The 16,160-nt window shown below is 67.7% G+C and carries 16 protein-coding genes and 1 pseudogene; 4 read left to right on the plus strand and 13 right to left on the minus strand.

Annotated elements, in window-relative coordinates; translation table 11 throughout:
• Positions 1-7 precede the first annotated feature (7 nt).
• The 4 genes from WH5701_RS11320 to WH5701_RS11335 all read right to left on the minus strand — a co-directional run bounded on the left by WH5701_RS11320 (position 8) and on the right by WH5701_RS11335 (position 4,241).
• Complete coding sequence (locus WH5701_RS11320) at positions 8-1,837, minus strand: ABC transporter ATP-binding protein (protein ID WP_037981018.1); 1,830 nt, start codon at positions 1,835-1,837, stop codon at positions 8-10.
• Between the two features lie 72 nt (positions 1,838-1,909).
• Entirely contained in the window at positions 1,910-2,941 is a 1,032-nt protein-coding gene (locus WH5701_RS11325; protein WP_006172519.1) for a glycosyltransferase, read from the minus strand.
• A 54-nt stretch (positions 2,942-2,995) separates the two neighbouring features.
• Complete coding sequence (locus tag WH5701_RS11330) at positions 2,996-3,709, minus strand: heme oxygenase (biliverdin-producing) (RefSeq protein ID WP_006172520.1); 714 nt, start codon at positions 3,707-3,709, stop codon at positions 2,996-2,998.
• Between the two features lie 79 nt (positions 3,710-3,788).
• Positions 3,789-4,241 (minus strand): hypothetical protein, encoded by a 453-nt coding sequence (locus tag WH5701_RS11335; protein WP_006172521.1) that lies wholly within the window; start codon positions 4,239-4,241, stop codon positions 3,789-3,791.
• A 157-nt stretch (positions 4,242-4,398) separates the two neighbouring features.
• Here WH5701_RS11335 and WH5701_RS11340 point away from each other — a divergent pair, with 157 nt between their 5' ends.
• Both WH5701_RS11340 and WH5701_RS11345 read left to right on the plus strand, forming a co-directional pair.
• Entirely contained in the window at positions 4,399-5,844 is a 1,446-nt protein-coding gene (locus tag WH5701_RS11340; RefSeq protein ID WP_006172522.1) for an NADP-dependent isocitrate dehydrogenase, read from the plus strand.
• Positions 5,845-5,874: 30 nt separating this feature from the next.
• Positions 5,875-7,251: a (Fe-S)-binding protein gene (locus WH5701_RS11345; RefSeq protein ID WP_006172523.1), complete on the plus strand. Its 1,377-nt coding sequence runs from the start codon at positions 5,875-5,877 to the stop codon at positions 7,249-7,251.
• A 9-nt stretch (positions 7,252-7,260) separates the two neighbouring features.
• Here WH5701_RS11345 and WH5701_RS11350 read toward each other — a convergent pair whose 3' ends face one another.
• Entirely contained in the window at positions 7,261-8,685 is a 1,425-nt protein-coding gene (locus tag WH5701_RS11350; RefSeq protein ID WP_006172524.1) for a four-carbon acid sugar kinase family protein, read from the minus strand.
• Positions 8,686-8,699: 14 nt separating this feature from the next.
• Between WH5701_RS11350 and WH5701_RS11355 the strand changes: the two genes are divergently transcribed.
• Positions 8,700-9,887, plus strand: a complete 1,188-nt coding sequence (locus WH5701_RS11355) for an FAD-binding oxidoreductase (RefSeq protein ID WP_006172525.1) — start codon at positions 8,700-8,702, stop codon at positions 9,885-9,887.
• A gap of 47 nt (positions 9,888-9,934) precedes the next feature.
• Here the strand turns inward: WH5701_RS11355 and modB are convergent, their stop codons facing one another.
• From modB to WH5701_RS11380, 7 genes and pseudogenes are all read right to left on the minus strand, one after another.
• Positions 9,935-11,755 (minus strand): molybdate ABC transporter permease subunit, encoded by a 1,821-nt coding sequence (modB, locus tag WH5701_RS11360; RefSeq protein WP_006172526.1) that lies wholly within the window; start codon positions 11,753-11,755, stop codon positions 9,935-9,937.
• Positions 11,752-12,546, minus strand: a complete 795-nt coding sequence (gene modA / locus WH5701_RS11365) for a molybdate ABC transporter substrate-binding protein (RefSeq protein WP_037981020.1) — start codon at positions 12,544-12,546, stop codon at positions 11,752-11,754. Before modA ends, modB begins: the two co-directional genes overlap by 4 nt.
• A gap of 234 nt (positions 12,547-12,780) precedes the next feature.
• Complete coding sequence (locus WH5701_RS17690; RefSeq protein WP_006172529.1) at positions 12,781-12,948, minus strand: hypothetical protein; 168 nt, start codon at positions 12,946-12,948, stop codon at positions 12,781-12,783.
• A gap of 3 nt (positions 12,949-12,951) precedes the next feature.
• Positions 12,952-13,098: a hypothetical protein gene (locus WH5701_RS17695; RefSeq protein ID WP_006172530.1), complete on the minus strand. Its 147-nt coding sequence runs from the start codon at positions 13,096-13,098 to the stop codon at positions 12,952-12,954.
• A gap of 190 nt (positions 13,099-13,288) precedes the next feature.
• Positions 13,289-13,447, minus strand: coding sequence for an addiction module antidote protein (locus WH5701_RS18690; protein WP_300974208.1), 159 nt, complete (start codon positions 13,445-13,447; stop codon positions 13,289-13,291).
• A 201-nt stretch (positions 13,448-13,648) separates the two neighbouring features.
• Positions 13,649-14,509: a GNAT family N-acetyltransferase gene (locus WH5701_RS11375; RefSeq protein ID WP_006172532.1), complete on the minus strand. Its 861-nt coding sequence runs from the start codon at positions 14,507-14,509 to the stop codon at positions 13,649-13,651.
• A gap of 227 nt (positions 14,510-14,736) precedes the next feature.
• Positions 14,737-14,961 (minus strand): annotated as a pseudogene (locus WH5701_RS11380) (transposase); the annotation flags it as partial.
• Positions 14,962-15,079: 118 nt separating this feature from the next.
• On the opposite strand from WH5701_RS11380, the gene WH5701_RS18635 reads away from it, so the two are divergent.
• Entirely contained in the window at positions 15,080-15,208 is a 129-nt protein-coding gene (locus tag WH5701_RS18635; protein ID WP_255346402.1) for a hypothetical protein, read from the plus strand.
• Here WH5701_RS18635 and WH5701_RS11385 read toward each other — a convergent pair whose 3' ends face one another.
• The gene (locus WH5701_RS11385; protein ID WP_006172535.1) at positions 15,209-16,120 is read right to left on the minus strand and encodes an aldo/keto reductase; all 912 of its coding nucleotides are present in this window, start codon (positions 16,118-16,120) and stop codon (positions 15,209-15,211) included.
• Between the last annotated feature and the right edge of the window lie 40 nt (positions 16,121-16,160).

Raw genomic sequence — 16,160 nt, forward strand, 5'->3', positions numbered from 1 at the left:
GAGGGCGTCAGCTGACCAGCTTGCGTTCCAGAGAGGCCAGATCCCGGAAGGTCTCCGACCGCTGCTGCAGCTCTTCGAAGGTACCGGAGGCCTTGATCCGACCAGCATCGAACTCGTAGATGCGATCACAACGCATCACGGTGCTGAGCCGGTGGGCGATCACCACGGTGGTGCAGCGGCGGCCCACCACCTCCAGAGCCTCGATCACCTCGTTCTCGGTGCGGTTGTCGAGGGCGCTGGTGGCCTCATCCAGCAGCAGGAAGCGGGCGCGGCGGAAGAAGGCTCTCGCCAGGGCCAGACGCTGACGCTGGCCGCCGGAGAGCTGCAGACCGTTCTCCCCCACGGGCGTGTGCAGCCCATAGGGCATCTCACTGACGAATTCCGCCAGCTGGGCGGCATGCAGAGCATCCCAGACCTCGTCAGTGTCGACGGTCATCTCGGACAGACCGAAGGCCACGTTCTCGAGAATGCTGGCATCGAGCAGGTTGATGAACTGCGGCACCTGGGCACAGCAGGCCTGCCAGGCCGGAATGTCCAGATCATTCACAGGGATGCCGTCGAGTTCAAGGCAGCCCGGGTGTGGATGAAGCAGTCCCAGCAGCAGGTGGGCGGTGGTGGTTTTGCCGCTGCCGGTGGAGCCCACCAGGGCGATGCGGGAGCCCACCGGGATCGAGAGGCTCACCCCGCGCAGCACGGGCTCATGACTGCCCGGATAGCTGTACCAGGCGTCGCGCAGACGGATCGTGCGGGTGGGGAAGATGCCCTCGGGGCTGGGCACCCCGGGGGTCAGGAGAGTGGGCCGGTCCTTGGGCAGGTTGAGGTATTCAAGCGTCTTTTCCATCACCGGCAGGCCGCCGCGCAGCTGGGTGAGAGCCGAGAAGAAGTCCTGCAGGGGGGGGGTGAGCCGCAGGGCAACCACCGCGAGGGTGGAGAGGAAGGGAATGATCTGGATGATGCGGTCGCGATCGCCGCTGAGCAGGGCCGGCACGGCGCCCACCGCAAAGATCAGCGTGATCCCGAACGGCTCGATCAGCATCCGCGGCAGCGTGGGCAGCAGCTCGGAGGCCCAGGAATATTGCTTGGCCTTCTCGCCGGTCGACACGAAGGCGTCGCGGAAAAAGCTCTCGGAACCCGTGAGCCGGATGTCGCGGATGGAGCCCAGCGACTCCATCAGGATGTGGGCGCTGCGCGACTCGAGCCGAAGTTTCTGTTTGGAGGCATGGCGCAGATAGGGGGTGATCACCAGCGACAGGGTGAGATAGGCCCCCACCAGCGAACTGATCAGGATCACAGCCAGCCAGCGGCCCACCACCAGCACCCCGAAAGAAAGAAGGAGGATCGAGAAGATGCTGCCCACCATGCGCAGCAGGGGATTGACCACCGAATTGGAGGTCTTCTTGATATGGCTCAGCAGCAGGGTGGAGAGCTTGGCCGTGCTTTTCGAGAGATGGAATTCATAGCTCTGGGCCAAGACCCTGGAGTGAATCAGGTTGCAGAGATCGATCCAGATCTTGGCCGTGAGGCGCTGCTGGAAGAACTGCAGACCCACCTTGGAGAAGGACCCAACCCAGGAGAGGGCAATCAGAAGCAAGATCAGCCAGAGGCTCTGATCAACCGGGTTGCCCCCGAAGACCTTCACGCCGGGGAGGGTGTTGGGGAGCTTGCTGCCCACCAGCGCACCCATCAGCCGGCCCACCAGCGCCACGGTGGCCAGATCGATCAGGCCAGGAATGATCGAGAGGGGTAGCAGCACCTTCAAAGCGCGCATGCGCTCCGGCGGCAGGTAAGCCAGCAGGCTGCGCAGCTGGGACACCGTTCTGCTGCGCATGCGCGGCATCGATCGAAGCGGAGATCCCAGCGACGCTGAACCCATTCCCCTTCGACGGTATGTGACCGAATCCGACCGGGGTCAGCGGGACAGCCAGCCCTGCAAGCGCCCCAACCGCTGCCGCCAGCTCAGACGCCAGGTTGGAAGTGAGCGCAGGGGCGGCTCGCCGGAGCCTGCCGTGCCCCCCGGATTCTGGCCCAACAGACGATCCCAGTGCTGATCGATCAGCTCCAGCGCCTCGGCCCAGCGCCGCAGCAGCTCGGTCTCCCCGCAGGTCTCCAGCAAAGCCGCCAAGCGCTGCGGCTCGGCCCGCCAGGCCTGAGGATCCGCCGCCGCCGCACTGATTCGCTCCAAGTCGGCCCCGAGGGTGCCGCAACCGATCTGATGACCCAGGATTCCAGGATCGAGAAAATCGGCCAGGGCATGGTTGAGGCTGCTGAACACCACACAACGGCAGGCCATCGCCTCCAGCGGCGGCAGGCCGAAGCCCTCGCTCACCCCGCGGCCGCGCCAGTAGTCGGCGGAGTCATAGAGCACGACGCGGCTGCGGTTGAACAGCTCCACCAGGTCGTCCACCCAGCCCCGCTGCACCTCCACGCGCAGACCCCGCCGCCGCAGGGCCGGCACCAGGGCCTCAAGCACGTAGGCACTGGTCTTCCGGGCCTGCACCAGCACGTCGATGTCGCGCTCCAGGCCACGATCGACCCAATGGGGCTCAAGGGCGTTGGGCACCAGGAGCAGCGGGTTGCGGGGCGCCCGATCGCCCCAGTAACCCAGGGTGTTGCCGCTCACCGCCAGCACGGGTACGCCGGGTGGGAGATCGAAGCCGTAACCACTGCTGTGGGCGTGATAAGCCACCGCCCGGCCCTTGAGCTGGCCCAGCAGTTTCGGCACATCGAAACCCCAGCTCACGACCCAGAGGGCCGTGCCCGGCAGCGGCTCGTGGCGCAGCAGATCGCTCAAGTAGGGGCGCTCGGGTTCCCGCTGGCGGTAGGTGACCACCTCGGTAGGCCGCAGCTGCGCCGTCAGGCGGGCCGTCTGCAGTTCCACCTGCAGGCCTCCGCAGCGGAAGCGGCCGGTGGTACCGGGCACCAGAAAGCGGAGGGGTCGCAAAGAAGCCGGCTCGATCGCCAAAGACTCTGGCTCAGGCCATGACCGGCCCGGACCTCAGGCCGCGACGGCTTCGGTGCTGCCGGTGCGCTGGCGACGGGTGAGGAACCCGAAGAGCACCTTGCCGATGGCCGCCACCAGGTTGCCCTCCAGCTCCTGGAACATCACCATGTTGAGGTGGAAGGCATGGTTGGCCTCCGCCACGATGCGATCGGCCATGGCCTGATCGATCGGCAGCTGATCAAGGCTGGTGCGGTAGTTGGCCTTGAATCCCTTCTCATCGGGGATGGCGTCGAACTCATAGAACCTCAGGCCATCGTGATCGCCCAGATTCATCGCCTTCTGGGCGATGTTCTTGAGGATCTGTCCTCCGGAGAGATCACCGATGTAGCGGGTGTAGTGGTGACCAACCAGCAGCTCAGGGGATTCGGCTGCCACCTGATGCAGACGAGCCACGTAGGCCTCGGCGCCGGGGGTGGGGCTCACCTGCTGACGCCAGTCGGAGCCGAAGTAGAAGGCCAGGTCGGCCTCCAGGGCTCCGCGGCGGTTGAGGGCATCGCTGGCGATCGGGCCCACGACGGGGTGGCCCTTGAGCTTGCCGATCTCCTCTTCCATCGCGCTGTACACGAAGTAGAGGTCGGCCACCAGCTTGCGGTAGCTGATCTTGTCGACCACCCCCTTGAGGAAGCAGGTCACGAAGCCGGTGTTCTCGGCCATCGTGTGCGCTTTCTTGGTTCCTTCGCGCAATTGGGACGCCAGATCGACAGCCATCTCAGCCGGGGTGCTGTTTGTACGGAACAGTCAAAGTAGGGCTGATTGTGGACGGGAGTCCCGCATTGGTTGCGAAGGTTTAAGCGGCCTGCTCCTGCTGATCCGGGTCGCGGGCCAGCAGGGTGAACAGCTCACGGCAGACCTGCTGCAGCTTCTCCACCACGTCGGGCCGGGGCAGGTTCGGGCCGCTTGGGCACCAGTCGCCCACCGTGGCCAGCCGCCACTGCTCCCCCTGGAAGGTCATGCCGCTGAGCACCACCCCCAGCAGCCGCGGTGGTCCCTGCTCGGGCGCAGGAGCCGCCGCGAGGCGCAGCTGCATCAGCAGGCTGCGGCATTGCAACCGCGGGCTCCAGCCCGGGAAATGGAAAGCCAGGTCCACCGACTCCTCCTCCTCGAAGTGACGGGTCACCGGGTCGTCACGCCAGGGCGTGAGGTTGGCCCTGGCATCAGGGAAATGACGCCGGAACAGGCCGGCCGCGGAGGCGATGGCCTGGGCCATCTCCGGACTGCGGGCCAGGTCTGCCGCATTCATGGCGTTTCCCCTGAGCAGAAGTGCGGATCGGGCTGAACCTAGGCTCACCCCACCGAACCCATGCTGCAGCGTGCCGACGGCCGCTGCAGGACATGGTCGGCGGATGACCACGGGTTTTCCCGGTTTGTCCTGAATCACGTCGCATGATCTGCCGCCGATGGCGTCCACCCCAGCTCCCGCCTACGACCAGCTGACCCCCCCCAGCAGCGGCACAGCCATCCGCTTCGAGAACGGCCTGCCGGTGGTGCCGAACGACCCGATCATTCCCTTCATCCGCGGCGATGGCACCGGAGTGGACATCTGGCCCGCGACCCAGCGGGTGCTGGATGCGGCGGTGGCCAAGGCCTACGGCGGCGAGCGCCGCATCGAGTGGTTCAAGGTCTACGCCGGCGATGAGGCCTGCGACCTCTACGGCACCTATCAGTACCTGCCCCAGGACACCCTGACCGCCATCGAGCAATACGGCGTGGCGATCAAGGGGCCGCTCACCACCCCGATCGGTGGCGGTATCCGCTCGCTGAACGTGGCCCTGCGCCAGATTTTCGATCTCTATTGCTGCGTGCGCCCCTGCCGCTACTACGCCGGCACCCCCAGCCCCCACAAGCGGCCCCAGGACCTGGACGTGGTGGTGTACAGGGAGAACACCGAAGACATCTACATGGGGATCGAGTGGGAAGCCACTGATCCGGTCTGCGTGGAGCTGATCGCCCATCTCAACGACACAGTGATCCCGGCCAACGGCAAGCTCGGCAAGCGCCGCATCCCCGATGGCTCCGGCATCGGCATCAAGCCGGTGAGCAAGGCCGGCACCCAGCGCCATGTGCGCAAGGCGATCCAGCACGCCCTGGGCCTGGAGGGCAGCAAGCGCCACGTGACCCTGGTTCACAAGGGGAACATCATGAAGTTCACCGAAGGGGCATTCCGCGACTGGGGCTATGAGCTGGCCACAAGCGAATTCCGCGGTCAGTGCATCACGGAACGGGAGAGTTGGATCCTCGGCAACCTGGAGGAGAAGCCGGGCCTGAGCATCGAGGACAACGCCCGGCTGATCGAGCCCGGTTACGACAGCCTCACCCCCGAAAAGAAGGCGGCGGTGGACACCGAGGTGAAGGAGGTGCTGGCCGCCATCGGCGAAAGCCACGGCAATGGTCAGTGGAAATCGATGGTGATGGTCGACGACCGCATCGCCGACAGCATCTTCCAGCAGATTCAGACCCGGCCCCAGGAGTATTCAGTGCTCTGCACCCTCAACCTCAACGGCGACTACATCTCCGATGCAGCCGCTGCCGTGGTGGGCGGCCTGGGCATGGCGCCGGGGGCCAACATCGGCGACAGCGCCGCCATCTTCGAGGCCACGCACGGTACCGCGCCGAAGCATGCGGGCCTCGATCGGATCAATCCAGGTTCGGTGATCCTCTCTGGCGTGATGATGCTGGAGTTCATGGGCTGGCAGGAAGCCGCCGATCTGATCACCCAAGGCATCAGCGCTGCGATCGCCAGCGGCCAGGTCACCTATGACCTGGCCAGACTGATGGAACCTCGGGTGGAGCCGGTCAGTTGCTCCGGCTTCGCCGAGGCAGTGATCGGCCACTTCGATCCCTGAGCACCGGCTCCAGCGCCCCGGCTCCCAGCGATGACCGTCACCCAGCCCGACCATCCATTCCTGCGGACGGCCAGCGCGCTCGCCACCGACCCCTGCATCCACTGCGGCTTCTGCCTGCCGAGTTGTGCCAGCTACCGGGTGCTGGGGTCCGAGATGGATTCACCCCGCGGGCGGATCCACATGCTCAAGGCGATCGATCGCGGTGAACTGAGCCTCGACGCCACCGTGGCGGGCCATTTCGACAGCTGCCTGGGCTGCCTGGCCTGCGTCTCGGCCTGCCCCTCCGGGGTGCGCTACGACGAGCTGATCGCCGCCACCCGGCCGAAGCTGAATGCGCCGGAGCTGCGCAGCCCCTGGCAGCGCAGTTTCCGGGCGCTGCTGTTCCAGCTCCTGCCCTACCCCGCGCGCCTGCGGGCGCTGCTGCAACCCCTGCGCCTCTATGCGGGCACCCCCCTGCAGGACTTCGCCCGCCGCAGCGGTTTTACCCGCCTGCTCGGCCCGCAGCTGGAGGCGATGGAGCGGCTGCTGCCGGCGCTGCAACCCGAGGCCTTCCAGCCCTCGGCACCGGCGCTGATCCCTGCCCAGGGCGCCCGCCGTTACCGGGTAGGGCTGGTCACGGGCTGCGTGCAGCGGCTGTTTGATCCGGCGGTGAACCACGCGGCGATCGAGCTGCTCAGTGCCAACGGCATCGAGGTGGTGATCCCTCCCGATCAGAACTGCTGTGGCGCCATGACCCACCACCAGGGGGAACTGGAGCAGACCCGGGCCCTGGCCAAGGACCTGCTCTGCAGCTTCGAGGCGGTGATCGGTCCGGGGCTGGCGGCGGGCTCCGAACCCCTCGATGCGGTGCTGGTGGCGGCCTCCGGCTGCGGGCACACGCTCAAGCAGCTCGACGAAATCCTGGCGGGAGAGCCGGAGTGGGCCGCCCGGGGCAGCGCCTTCGCCGGCCAGGTGGCTGACATTCAGGAGTTCCTGCACCGGGTGGGTCTGAGCGCGGAGTTTGTTCAGCGGCTTCAGCCCCTGCGCCACGCCGATGGCACCCCCGCCAGCGCTGATCACCCCCTGCGCCTGGCCTACCACGATGCCTGCCACATGCTTCACGGCCAGGGGCTGAGCCAGCAGCCGCGGCAGCTGCTGCGCCAGATCCCCCATGTGCGGATCGTGGAGGCGCTGGAAGCGGGCGTGTGCTGCGGCAGCGCCGGCATCTACAACCTGGTGCAGCCCGAGGAAGCCGCTGAACTGGGCCGGATCAAAGCCGCCGATCTCAGCGGCAGTGGCGCCGATCTGGCGGTGAGCGCCAACATCGGCTGCAGCCTGCAGATCCGCCAGCACATGGAGAGCACGGCCCGCCCGATCCCCGTGGCCCATCCGGTGGAGCTGCTGATGCGCAGCGCCACCGGCAGCTGAGCCCCCTGCTCAGGAGCTGCCCCCCTGCGGCTCCATCAACCGCCAGGCCTGGTGGAGAGTGTCATCAGCACCGAGATTGCCGGGGAAAGTGAGCAGGGGCAGCAGCGGGAAGCGAGCGTGGTCGGCTGGCAGGCGCAGCATCGAGAGGCCCGGCAGCAGTTGCCCCTCCAGCCGCACCGCAGCCAGGGCCAGGCCATCACGCAGGAGCGTCTGGCTGGTGGTGCCGCCCTTGCTGATCAGGTAGCTCAGCTCCGGCGGCAGCCCAGCGGCAAGCCGGGCCATCAGCCCCGCCAGGCTGAACGACAACCGCTGCCGCTCGCTGGCGTTATGGCACGGCCGCTCACCCCGGCTGGTGAACAGCACCGGCGTGCGGCCGGAGGTCCAGGCGCGCTGCAAACGCTCAAGCAGCTCCTCACGCAGCGGCTCAAGGGCCTGATCCACCGGCTCCTGCTGGTCCAGGACGGACGGCGGACCGCCAGGCCCGGAGCCCAGGCGCCGGATCGTGTTCAGCACCCGCTCCACCGGCAGCTCCACCCCGGCGCAGGCGGGTTCGGCCAGCAGCTGCAGGAGCTGCTGATCACTCAAGGGCACATGAGATCCCACCAGCACGGCTCCCGGGGCCGAGCCCCTGCGCAGGCGGGCCAGGGCGGGGGGCGGCAGCGGCTGAGGCGGCAGGGCTGAGAGGGCCTGGAGCAGGCTCGCCGCCGACTGAACCAGCAACCGCCTGAGCGGAAGCACCGCCCGGATCGCCTGCGCCAGAGCCTCGAGCTGCTCGGGCCGCTGCGCGTCCACCACCACGACGGGGTTGCCGCGCAAGGCCAGCAGCCGCTCCACCAGGGCCTGCTGGCCTGTCGGCTCAAGTTCCGCCAGGGTGATGTGTTGCACCTCCTCGGCCCGGCGCTGGCCACCGCTCTTGTGCTCCACCCAGGCGGGCAGGTGGCTGGTGGGATAGCCGAAGCGGGCATCGGCGGCGAAGGCCGAGCGATGCACCGGCTCGCCATGGAGCAGGTGCACCCCCTCCACCGTGGTGCGCCCTCCCTCCAGAAAGGCCGGCACCAGCAAGGTGGCATCGAATGGACCGAGTTCCGCCGCGATCCGATCGATCTCCAGGGGGAAATGGCCGCGCAGGGTGGAATCGCCGCGGCTGACCAGCAGCCAGGAGCCTGGGCCGGCTTCACCAGGGGCCTCAACCAGGGCCGCGCGCAGGGACCGGCAGATGGCGTCCACCCGCTGGGCCGCCTGATCAGGAACCAGCGCCCGGGTGTCGCTGAGCAGAAACAGCAGGGGGGAGGGGTCGAGCAGGGCCTGCTCCAGGGTGGCCGGATCCCAGCGCAGAAGCAGCGGACAGCCATGCACCGACTGGGATCCGGTGGGGTCGTCATCCAGGACGATGATCTTCAAGCCAGCAGACGCGGGGGAGGGCATGGGGGCCATGGCACCATCGTGCCGTGATCACCCCCGAGCCCCACGATCTGGCTGATCTTGTGCGTGACCTGCACGCAGATGGCACGCCCTGGCTCCCCGCCGGCAGTGGCAGCCGTCTGCACTGGGGACCGCCTGTACGCGACACCACCATGGTGGTGAGCACCCGGCGATTGAACCGCATCCTCGATCACGCCATCGGGGATTTCACGGTGACGGTGGAGGCGGGCACCCCGCTGCGGGACCTGCAGCAGGCCCTGCACCGGGAGAACCAGTGGCTGACGATCGACTGGCCCTGGGGCAGCGATGCCGACGGGAATGGCGCGGGCACGGTAGGGGGACTGGTGGCCCGTGGCCTCGCCGGTGGCCTGCGCCAGCGCTATCTGGGTGTGCGCGACCAATTGATCGGCATTGGTCTGCTGCGCGCCGATGGGGTGGCCGCCCGCGCCGGCGGCAAGGTGGTCAAGAACGTGGCCGGCTACGACCTGATGCGGCTGTTCACCGGCAGCTGGGGCTCCCTCGGCCTGATCACGGAGATGACCCTGCGCACCAGCCCCCAACCGCCTGAGCGGCGGGGTCTGCTGCTTCAGGGGGAGCTCAAGCCCCTCGATGAGTTGCGCCGCTGGCTGTTGAGATCCAGCCTCACCCCCGAACTGATCGACTGGTGGAGCCCGGCAGTGGCCGCCCAGGCCGGAGCTGATCCCCAGCACGCCCTGCTGCTGGGGCTGGCCAGCGTCAGTGATGCCGCCCTGCGGGCCCAGTGCCTGGAAATCCGCACCCGGGGCGAACAGCTGGGGCTTCGGGGCCAGCCCCTGGATCCGGAACGGCTGGAAGCCCTGCGGGCCGTGGCGCTCGGCCGCCCGGAGCCAGACGGCTGGCTGCTGCGCCTGGGGACCCTCCCCGCCCAGACGAGTGCACTGCTGGCGGAGCGGGTGCTGCGCGACCTGCCGGTGGTGCTGGGGGCCGGCAGCGGCCTTGGCGACAGCTGGGCGCCGGCGCAGCTGCCCGCCTACCGGGTGGAGGAGCTGCGCCGCTGCTGTGTGTCGCGCGGTGGCGTGCTCACGGTGTTGCAGCAGCCAGCTGGCTGCCATGTTCCCGCCTGGGATGACGTCCCCTCACGGCCGCTGATCGAGACGGTGAAGACCCAGTTCGACCCGAAACAGCAGCTGGCCCGCGGCCGGCTCCCCGGGGTACGCGATCCTCTGCAGCGCTGAAGCAAGCCGAATCGCCTGGAGCCTCGGAGCCCCTTCGGGGCACAGGCTCAGCGCAGGGGCATCAGGCAAGAGTCCGGGATCGAGAGGATCAGCGGGCCGGCGCCTGCGGCCAGGCGCCGCCAGGCGCCCGCCGCCATCTCCACCTGCAGGGCCTCGCCTGCGGCGGGCGCATCCCCCAGGGGGCGCACGTACACCGACACGCTCAGGGCGCTCTCGTTCACGTCCACCACCCGGCAGGGCCAGGCATTGGCCTCCCTGGGCTCGACCGGATCGCGGGAGGCGTGCAACTCCAGGTGATTGGCGCGCAGACCGACATGGGTGGTGCCGCTGTCCCAGGGCCGCTGACGCCGCAGCTCAACGCCCCAGGCAGGCGCCCACAGATCGCCGGAGCTGCGGCGCTCGATGCGGGTGATGTTCTTGCAGCCGGTGAGACGGGCCGCCGCCAGCGACCCCGGCTGCTCGAACACCTGCTGGCGGGGCCCATGGGCGATCAGCCGGCCGTCGTTGATCACCAGCAGGTCGTCGGCCATGCGGTAGGCCTCATCGATGTCGTGGGTGACCAGCAGAAAGGGCACGCCTGTGCGCTGGAGCTGCTCGATCATCTGCTGCTGCAACTGGCGGCGCCGGTAGGCGTCCTGGGAGGAGAGGGGCTCATCGAGCAGCAGCAGCTCCGGCTCGATCACCAGGGCGCGGGCCAGGGCCACCCGCTGCTGCTGGCCGCCCGAGAGCTGGTGGGGGAAGCGACCGGCGAAGGCCGTCAGACCCATGGCCTCCAGCTGGGTTCGCAGCCGCGTCTGGCGGTGGTGGCGCTCCAGCCCGGCCAGCCCGAAGGCCACGTTCTGCTCCACGCTCAGGTGGGGGAAGAGCGCGTGGTGCTGCACCACCATGGCGATGCGCCGCCGTTGCAGGGGGGCGTCGAGGTGTGTTTCGCTCTCGAGGAGCAGCCGGCCATTGAGGCGAATACGGCCCCGGTCCGGACGCTCCAGTCCGGCCAGGCAGCGCAACAGCAGGCTCTTGCCCGCGCCTGAGGCCCCGAGAATCGCGAGGCGCGGGCAGCTGCTGCTGAACCGCAACTGCAACTGGAAGCCGGGCCGGTGGTGCTCCAGGTCCACCTCAAGGAGGAACGGCGCTGGGCGCCTGGCCACGCCAGCAGCCACCGGGGCCGCGGGTTCCTCCCTCGACCAGGGCCGAGGCGACCGTCTGAGCCGCCGGCTCTGGAAGCCCTGCACCAGCAGCAGGCAAAAGCCATTGAGGATCAGCACCAGCACGGTCCAGAACCAGGCCAGGGCCCGATCGCCGCCATCGACCGCCGCGTAGATCGCCAGGGGAAGGGTCTGGGTCCGGCCGGGGATGTTGCCCGCCAGCATCAACGTGGTGCCGAATTCGCCCAGGGCCCGGGCGTAGGCGAGGCTGATCCCGGCCAGCAGGCCCGGCATCACCAGCGGCAGGGTGATGGTTCGCAGCACCCGCCAGGGTCCAGCCCCGAGGCTGAGGGCCACCGCCTCCAGCGAGGGATCCATCTGATCGAAGGCCGCGAGCAGGGTGCGGTAGAGCAGCGGGAAGGCCACCACCGCTGAGCTGAGCACGATGGCCGGCCAGTGGAAGACCAGCTCCACCCCCAAACGGCCCAGCACAGCACCCACAACCCCGTAGGGCCCCAGCAACTGCAGCAGCAGGAAGCCGAGCACCGTGGGAGGCAGCACCAGAGGTGAGAGCAGCAGCAGATCAGCGCCGGCGCGGCGGGAACCCTGCCAGCGGCTCACCTGCCGGGCCGCAAAAAATCCCAGGGGCACCACCAGCAGCACCGCCAGGGCGGAACTGCGCAGGGAGAGCCAGAGGGGCGAGAGATCGGTGAGGCCCGCACTCACGGCTGGGAGGAGGGCCCAGGAACCCTGAAACCATGGCGACGGAACGGTTCGCGGGCAGCTGACTCCGCCAGGGACCGAAGATAGGCCTCGGCCGCGGCGGGGTCGCGGCTGGTCTTGAGCACAGCACCTGCGTAGCGAATCGGATCATGGCTGCCGGCAAGTGCCACGGCGGTGATGCGCAGGCCCTCGACCGCCTGGGCATCGGTGCGGTAAACGAAGCCAGCGTCCACATGGCCCTCGGCCACGGCCTGGGCCACGGCACGAACGGAGCCAAGGGGTACAAGCTTGGGCGCGACCACGGCGCTGAGCCCCATCGAGGCGAGCACCTGGCGGGCGTAATCGCCGGCTGGCACAGAGGGATCACCGATAGCGATCGAGCGCAGCTCAGGCTGCGCCAGGCCTTCAAAGCTGAGGGTTCGCCGCGATGAGCGAGAGGGCACCACCAGCACCAACTCGTTGCTGAACAACTCACGGCGGCTGCCAGGCAGCAGCCGGCCAGCGCTCTCGAGTGCATCCAGCTGACGCTTACCGGCTGAGAGAAACACATCCACAGGCGCCCCCTGCAGGATCTGCTGCTGGAGGGCGCCCGAGGAGGCGAAGTGAAACTGCACAGACGGGCCGGCACGCGGGCTGGGTGGTTCAGCCCCCGCCACCTCCTGGAGTGGATCAGCCAGGCTCACTGCTGCCGCCACCAGCAGGGGCCTCGGGGAGGGCGCCACGCTGCAGGCCGCAGCGAGCCAGCCCAGCCCCCCCAGCATCGCCGCGATCAACCACCTCCCTCGACGTGTCATCGATCAGCTGGGCCGACCAAGCATCACGCCGCTCGCGTCACATGGGGCATCAGAAAGTCGCTCACTTACAGCCGCACCACAGCGCAAATCCCCGGGGCTGATTGCAGGTGAAGGCAATCTGGGTACCCAGGGGAAGCATGTCGGGGAGGGTCTTCTCGCCAAGGCTTAGGCTGCGCTCCAGCGTCGTGTGCCGCGTTTCGAAGACGCGGCGAATGTCGTCCGTGTCCCGGCTTGTCACGGGGGCTCCTTGCTGAGACCAATCATGCGGCGGTCGCCGGGCCAACCGAGGATCGGAAGCGTCTTGGTCAGCTCCCGCATCATGGCCGGCGTCAACCGGTTGAGCACTGGTCGGATGTCCTTGCCCAGGTCGGCGACCGTGGGGAAGGGGGGCTGCCTTTTCACGGCCTACTCCCCATGCAGCTCCTTCTGCACGATCTTGCTCGCCTCGATTGACCCTGCGTAGAAGATCTCCGCCACCTTGGGGTCCAGGCCGTAGTTGTTCGCACCCTTGACCAGTCCGAGCAGACGATAGACCGTTAGGAGTTTGCTCAAAACCCCTGCCACCGTGGAGCGACGGCGCCATGAGGGGAGGCTGGCCTGCCTAACGCTGCCCCTGAGGGGCAGACAAGAAACTATTGCTATCGAAGCAGACTTGATGACGGCCTGTCCACTCAAGGGGCTTGTTCAAAGGTGTCGCTTCTCCTCAGGCAACCTCTCCGAGCCTTCGCTTCGCCATCAACACTCAGGCTACCTCCGCTTCACTTCTCACACTAGCGCTCAACTTCAGGCCCAAGGCCGACACGACCTTGAGGATGGTGTCAAAACTCGGACTGCGCTCTCCAGACAATGCCTTATAGAGACTTTCTCTGGATAACCCTGAATCCCTGGCCACCTTGGTCATACCTTATGCCCGTGCGATGTCACCCAATGCCTTGGCAATGAAAGCCACATCTCCATCCGCCTCCTCAATGCAGGCGTCCAGATAGGCCGCCATCTCCTCCCCGCCGAGTCTGGTCGGATGAGGACTCTCATTCACCGTGAACCGATTACCGGGGATCTCGTCAATTGGCTGGGATCAAACCGTTATCACCAGGTGACCCTCTCAGCATTGGATCGAGGGCAAATACACCCCCAGGGGTTCGGTGTACTCCCCGTAGGACATGTAGGTCAGCTGTTTCAGCGTGCGGTGGCCTGCCTCCAGGGCACGGCGGAACAACTCGGAGCGGTGAAGCGGGCAGAGGAAGACGGCCATGGGGGCCGGGACATGGCGAGCGCTGTGGGCGATCAGGGCGAGCAGGTCGTCGTCCGTTTCGGCGGCGGCGTGGCCGAACAGCGAGGCGATTCTGTAGCCCACCAACCGCCCATCGCGTTCCCGCACGAAGCCGGGGATCCCCCCCGCCAGCAACCCCGCGGCGTCGCCGGCGCGCGAGAAGCCGTAGGCCGCCTCACTCAGGCTATTGACTGCTTCCAGGTCATCGGCGCTGAGTGGGCGGATCGACGGGTCATCGCTGCCTGCGGCAGCGGGCTGCATCGCCGCCGCCGTGCCCCGCCAAGCGAATCCCAGCCGGCTGTAGAGCGCTAGCGACGTGGTGTTGATGGCCTCCTGGAACAGGCGAGTGGCGCGAATGCCCCGCCGCTCCGCTTCGCCCAGAACCCATTGCATCATCTCCCGACCGACGCCCCGTGACTGGACCACCGGATCCACGGTGATCGGCCCCACCCCGGCGACCGGATCAGCATGGAGCAGGAAGTTGGACCCCACGGGACGACCGTCGAGCACGGCCACGACGCCGGTGTAGTCGGGACGTCCGGCCACATGGGAGAGGATCATCTCTGCCGTGCCGATGTCGGCGATGTCCCTGGGGACCGCATGGCGGTCGTGAAGGCTGGCAAAGGCGTCGTGGCAGATGCGCGCCACTTCGGGAAGGTGCTGGGGCTGCAGCGGGATCAGCTCGAGCGCCATGGGCTGGATAGTTACAGATCGCCATTCTGGCCAGCTTTCGCCGGGCGGCTCCGCCGTGGGTCGCGCGAGACACAAAGGCCTCTCACGGCTCAGCGTTCCAGGCTTCAGCGGCGCCCTGAGGATCGGCATCACTCAGCCCATCTCATGGGCCGGGGCGACCTCAAGGGTCGCAAGGCAGGCGCTGGTTGCGTTGATTCCGCTGCGCTCCTCATAGCAGCGTTGGCCAGAGCGAGCAGTCGTTTGAGCCTGCTGTTCTCCTGCTCAAGCTCCTTGAGTCGTTTCGCCACCGTAGCTTTCATGCCGCCATAGACCTGCTGCCAGCGGTGATACGTCGCTGCCGAAGCCTCCAGTGCTCGGCAGACATCAGCAACAGTCTGTCCTTGGTTCAGTAGCTGGTCTGCCGTCCGCAGCTTGCGAATGATCTGCTCGGGGTTGTGGCGTTTGCGTTTCATGGGGCTTCTCCTGGCCAAGTCTGGCCGGTAGGGAAGCTCTCATAAGGAGTGGATCAGGTTTTGGGGTCCACGTCAGCACCGGGCTTAGTGAGGAGAAGGCCGCCTGATCACCTACTTGTTGGTGAAGACGATCGGCAACCTGCTGTGGCTCTCGGCCACCCGGGAGCACCCCCTTCGCTCCGAACTGGTGCGGGAAACCTCCGAACTGGCCATCGCCTATCTGCGCCGGCGCATCGCCGCCGCCTGATCAGGCCCAGAGGCTCTCCAGGGTGTAGGGGCCACCAGGCTTCACCCAGATGGAGCCATCGATGTAGCGCCGTCCGCGATCGAGGGCGGCGATGGCCTCCATGTCCTCAGCGGCCAGGTCGCCCTCGGCGGCGGCGAGGTTCTCGCAGAGGCGCGCGGGGCTCACCGACTTCGGGATCACGGCGGTTCTGCGCTGCAGGGCCCAGCGCAGCAGCACCTGGGCCGGGGTGATGCCCCGGTGCCCGGCGATCGCGTGGATGGTTGGATCCTCCAGCAGCACCGGCTCGCCGGAGGGCCTGATGAACGCTGGCCGGCCGGCCGAACCGAGCGGAGCGTAGCCGGTGAGATGCACCCCGCGGGCCTCGCAGAAGGAGAGCATGTTGCTCTGCTGAAGGTAGGGGTGAAGCTCGATCTGGTTCACGGCCGGCCGGATGCGGGCCTGATCGAGCAGGGCCCCGAGGGTGGCCGCCCCGAAGTTGCTCACCCCGATGTGGCGGCACAGCCCCTGCTCCACGGTGGCTTCCAGTGCCTCCCAGGTGGCGGCGATGGGCAGCTCCTCGAGGGCGATCAGATCCTCGGCCGACTCAGGCATCAGCACCCCCGGCCGGAAGGCCACGGGCCAGTGGATCAGGTAGAGGTCGAGGTAGTCGAGCCGCAGATCGGCCAGGGTCTTCTTCAGGGCCGGCTCCACGGCCTCGGGAGCGTGGGCGTTGTTCCAGAGCTTGGAGGTGATCCAGAGCTGCTCCCTGGTCACCACGCCCTCGTCGATCGCCGCACTGAGCACCGTACCGATCTCGGCCTCGTTGCCGTAGATGGCGGCACAGTCAATGTGACGGTAGCCGAGCCGCAGGGCCGCGTGCACCGCTGCGCCCACCTCCCCCGGCTGGGCGTTCCAGGTCCCCAGGCCCAGCATGGGGAGCGAGGATCCGTCGTTGAAGCGGAGGCACTTCAAG

It is taken from the genome of Synechococcus sp. WH 5701 (assembly GCF_000153045.1).
Lineage (GTDB): Bacteria > Cyanobacteriota > Cyanobacteriia > PCC-6307 > Cyanobiaceae > Regnicoccus_A > Regnicoccus_A antarcticus.

Excerpts from the sequence above, each read along its gene's own strand:
- WH5701_RS11320 (WP_037981018.1), bottom strand. The coding sequence starts at position 1,837 with ATGCCGCGCATGCGCAGCAGAACGGTGTCCCAGCTGCGCAGCCTGCTG.
- WH5701_RS11330 (WP_006172520.1), bottom strand. The coding sequence starts at position 3,709 with ATGGCTGTCGATCTGGCGTCCCAATTGCGCGAAGGAACCAAGAAAGCG.
- WH5701_RS11335 (WP_006172521.1), bottom strand. The coding sequence starts at position 4,241 with ATGAATGCGGCAGACCTGGCCCGCAGTCCGGAGATGGCCCAGGCCATC.
- WH5701_RS11340 (WP_006172522.1), top strand. The coding sequence starts at position 4,399 with ATGGCGTCCACCCCAGCTCCCGCCTACGACCAGCTGACCCCCCCCAGC.
- WH5701_RS11345 (WP_006172523.1), top strand. The coding sequence starts at position 5,875 with ATGACCGTCACCCAGCCCGACCATCCATTCCTGCGGACGGCCAGCGCG.
- WH5701_RS11350 (WP_006172524.1), bottom strand. The coding sequence starts at position 8,685 with ATGGCCCCCATGCCCTCCCCCGCGTCTGCTGGCTTGAAGATCATCGTC.
- modA (WP_037981020.1), bottom strand. The coding sequence starts at position 12,546 with ATGACACGTCGAGGGAGGTGGTTGATCGCGGCGATGCTGGGGGGGCTG.
- WH5701_RS18690 (WP_300974208.1), bottom strand. The coding sequence starts at position 13,447 with ATGACCAAGGTGGCCAGGGATTCAGGGTTATCCAGAGAAAGTCTCTAT.
- WH5701_RS11375 (WP_006172532.1), bottom strand. The coding sequence starts at position 14,509 with ATGGCGCTCGAGCTGATCCCGCTGCAGCCCCAGCACCTTCCCGAAGTG.
- WH5701_RS11385 (WP_006172535.1), bottom strand. The coding sequence starts at position 16,120 with ATGCTGGGCCTGGGGACCTGGAACGCCCAGCCGGGGGAGGTGGGCGCA.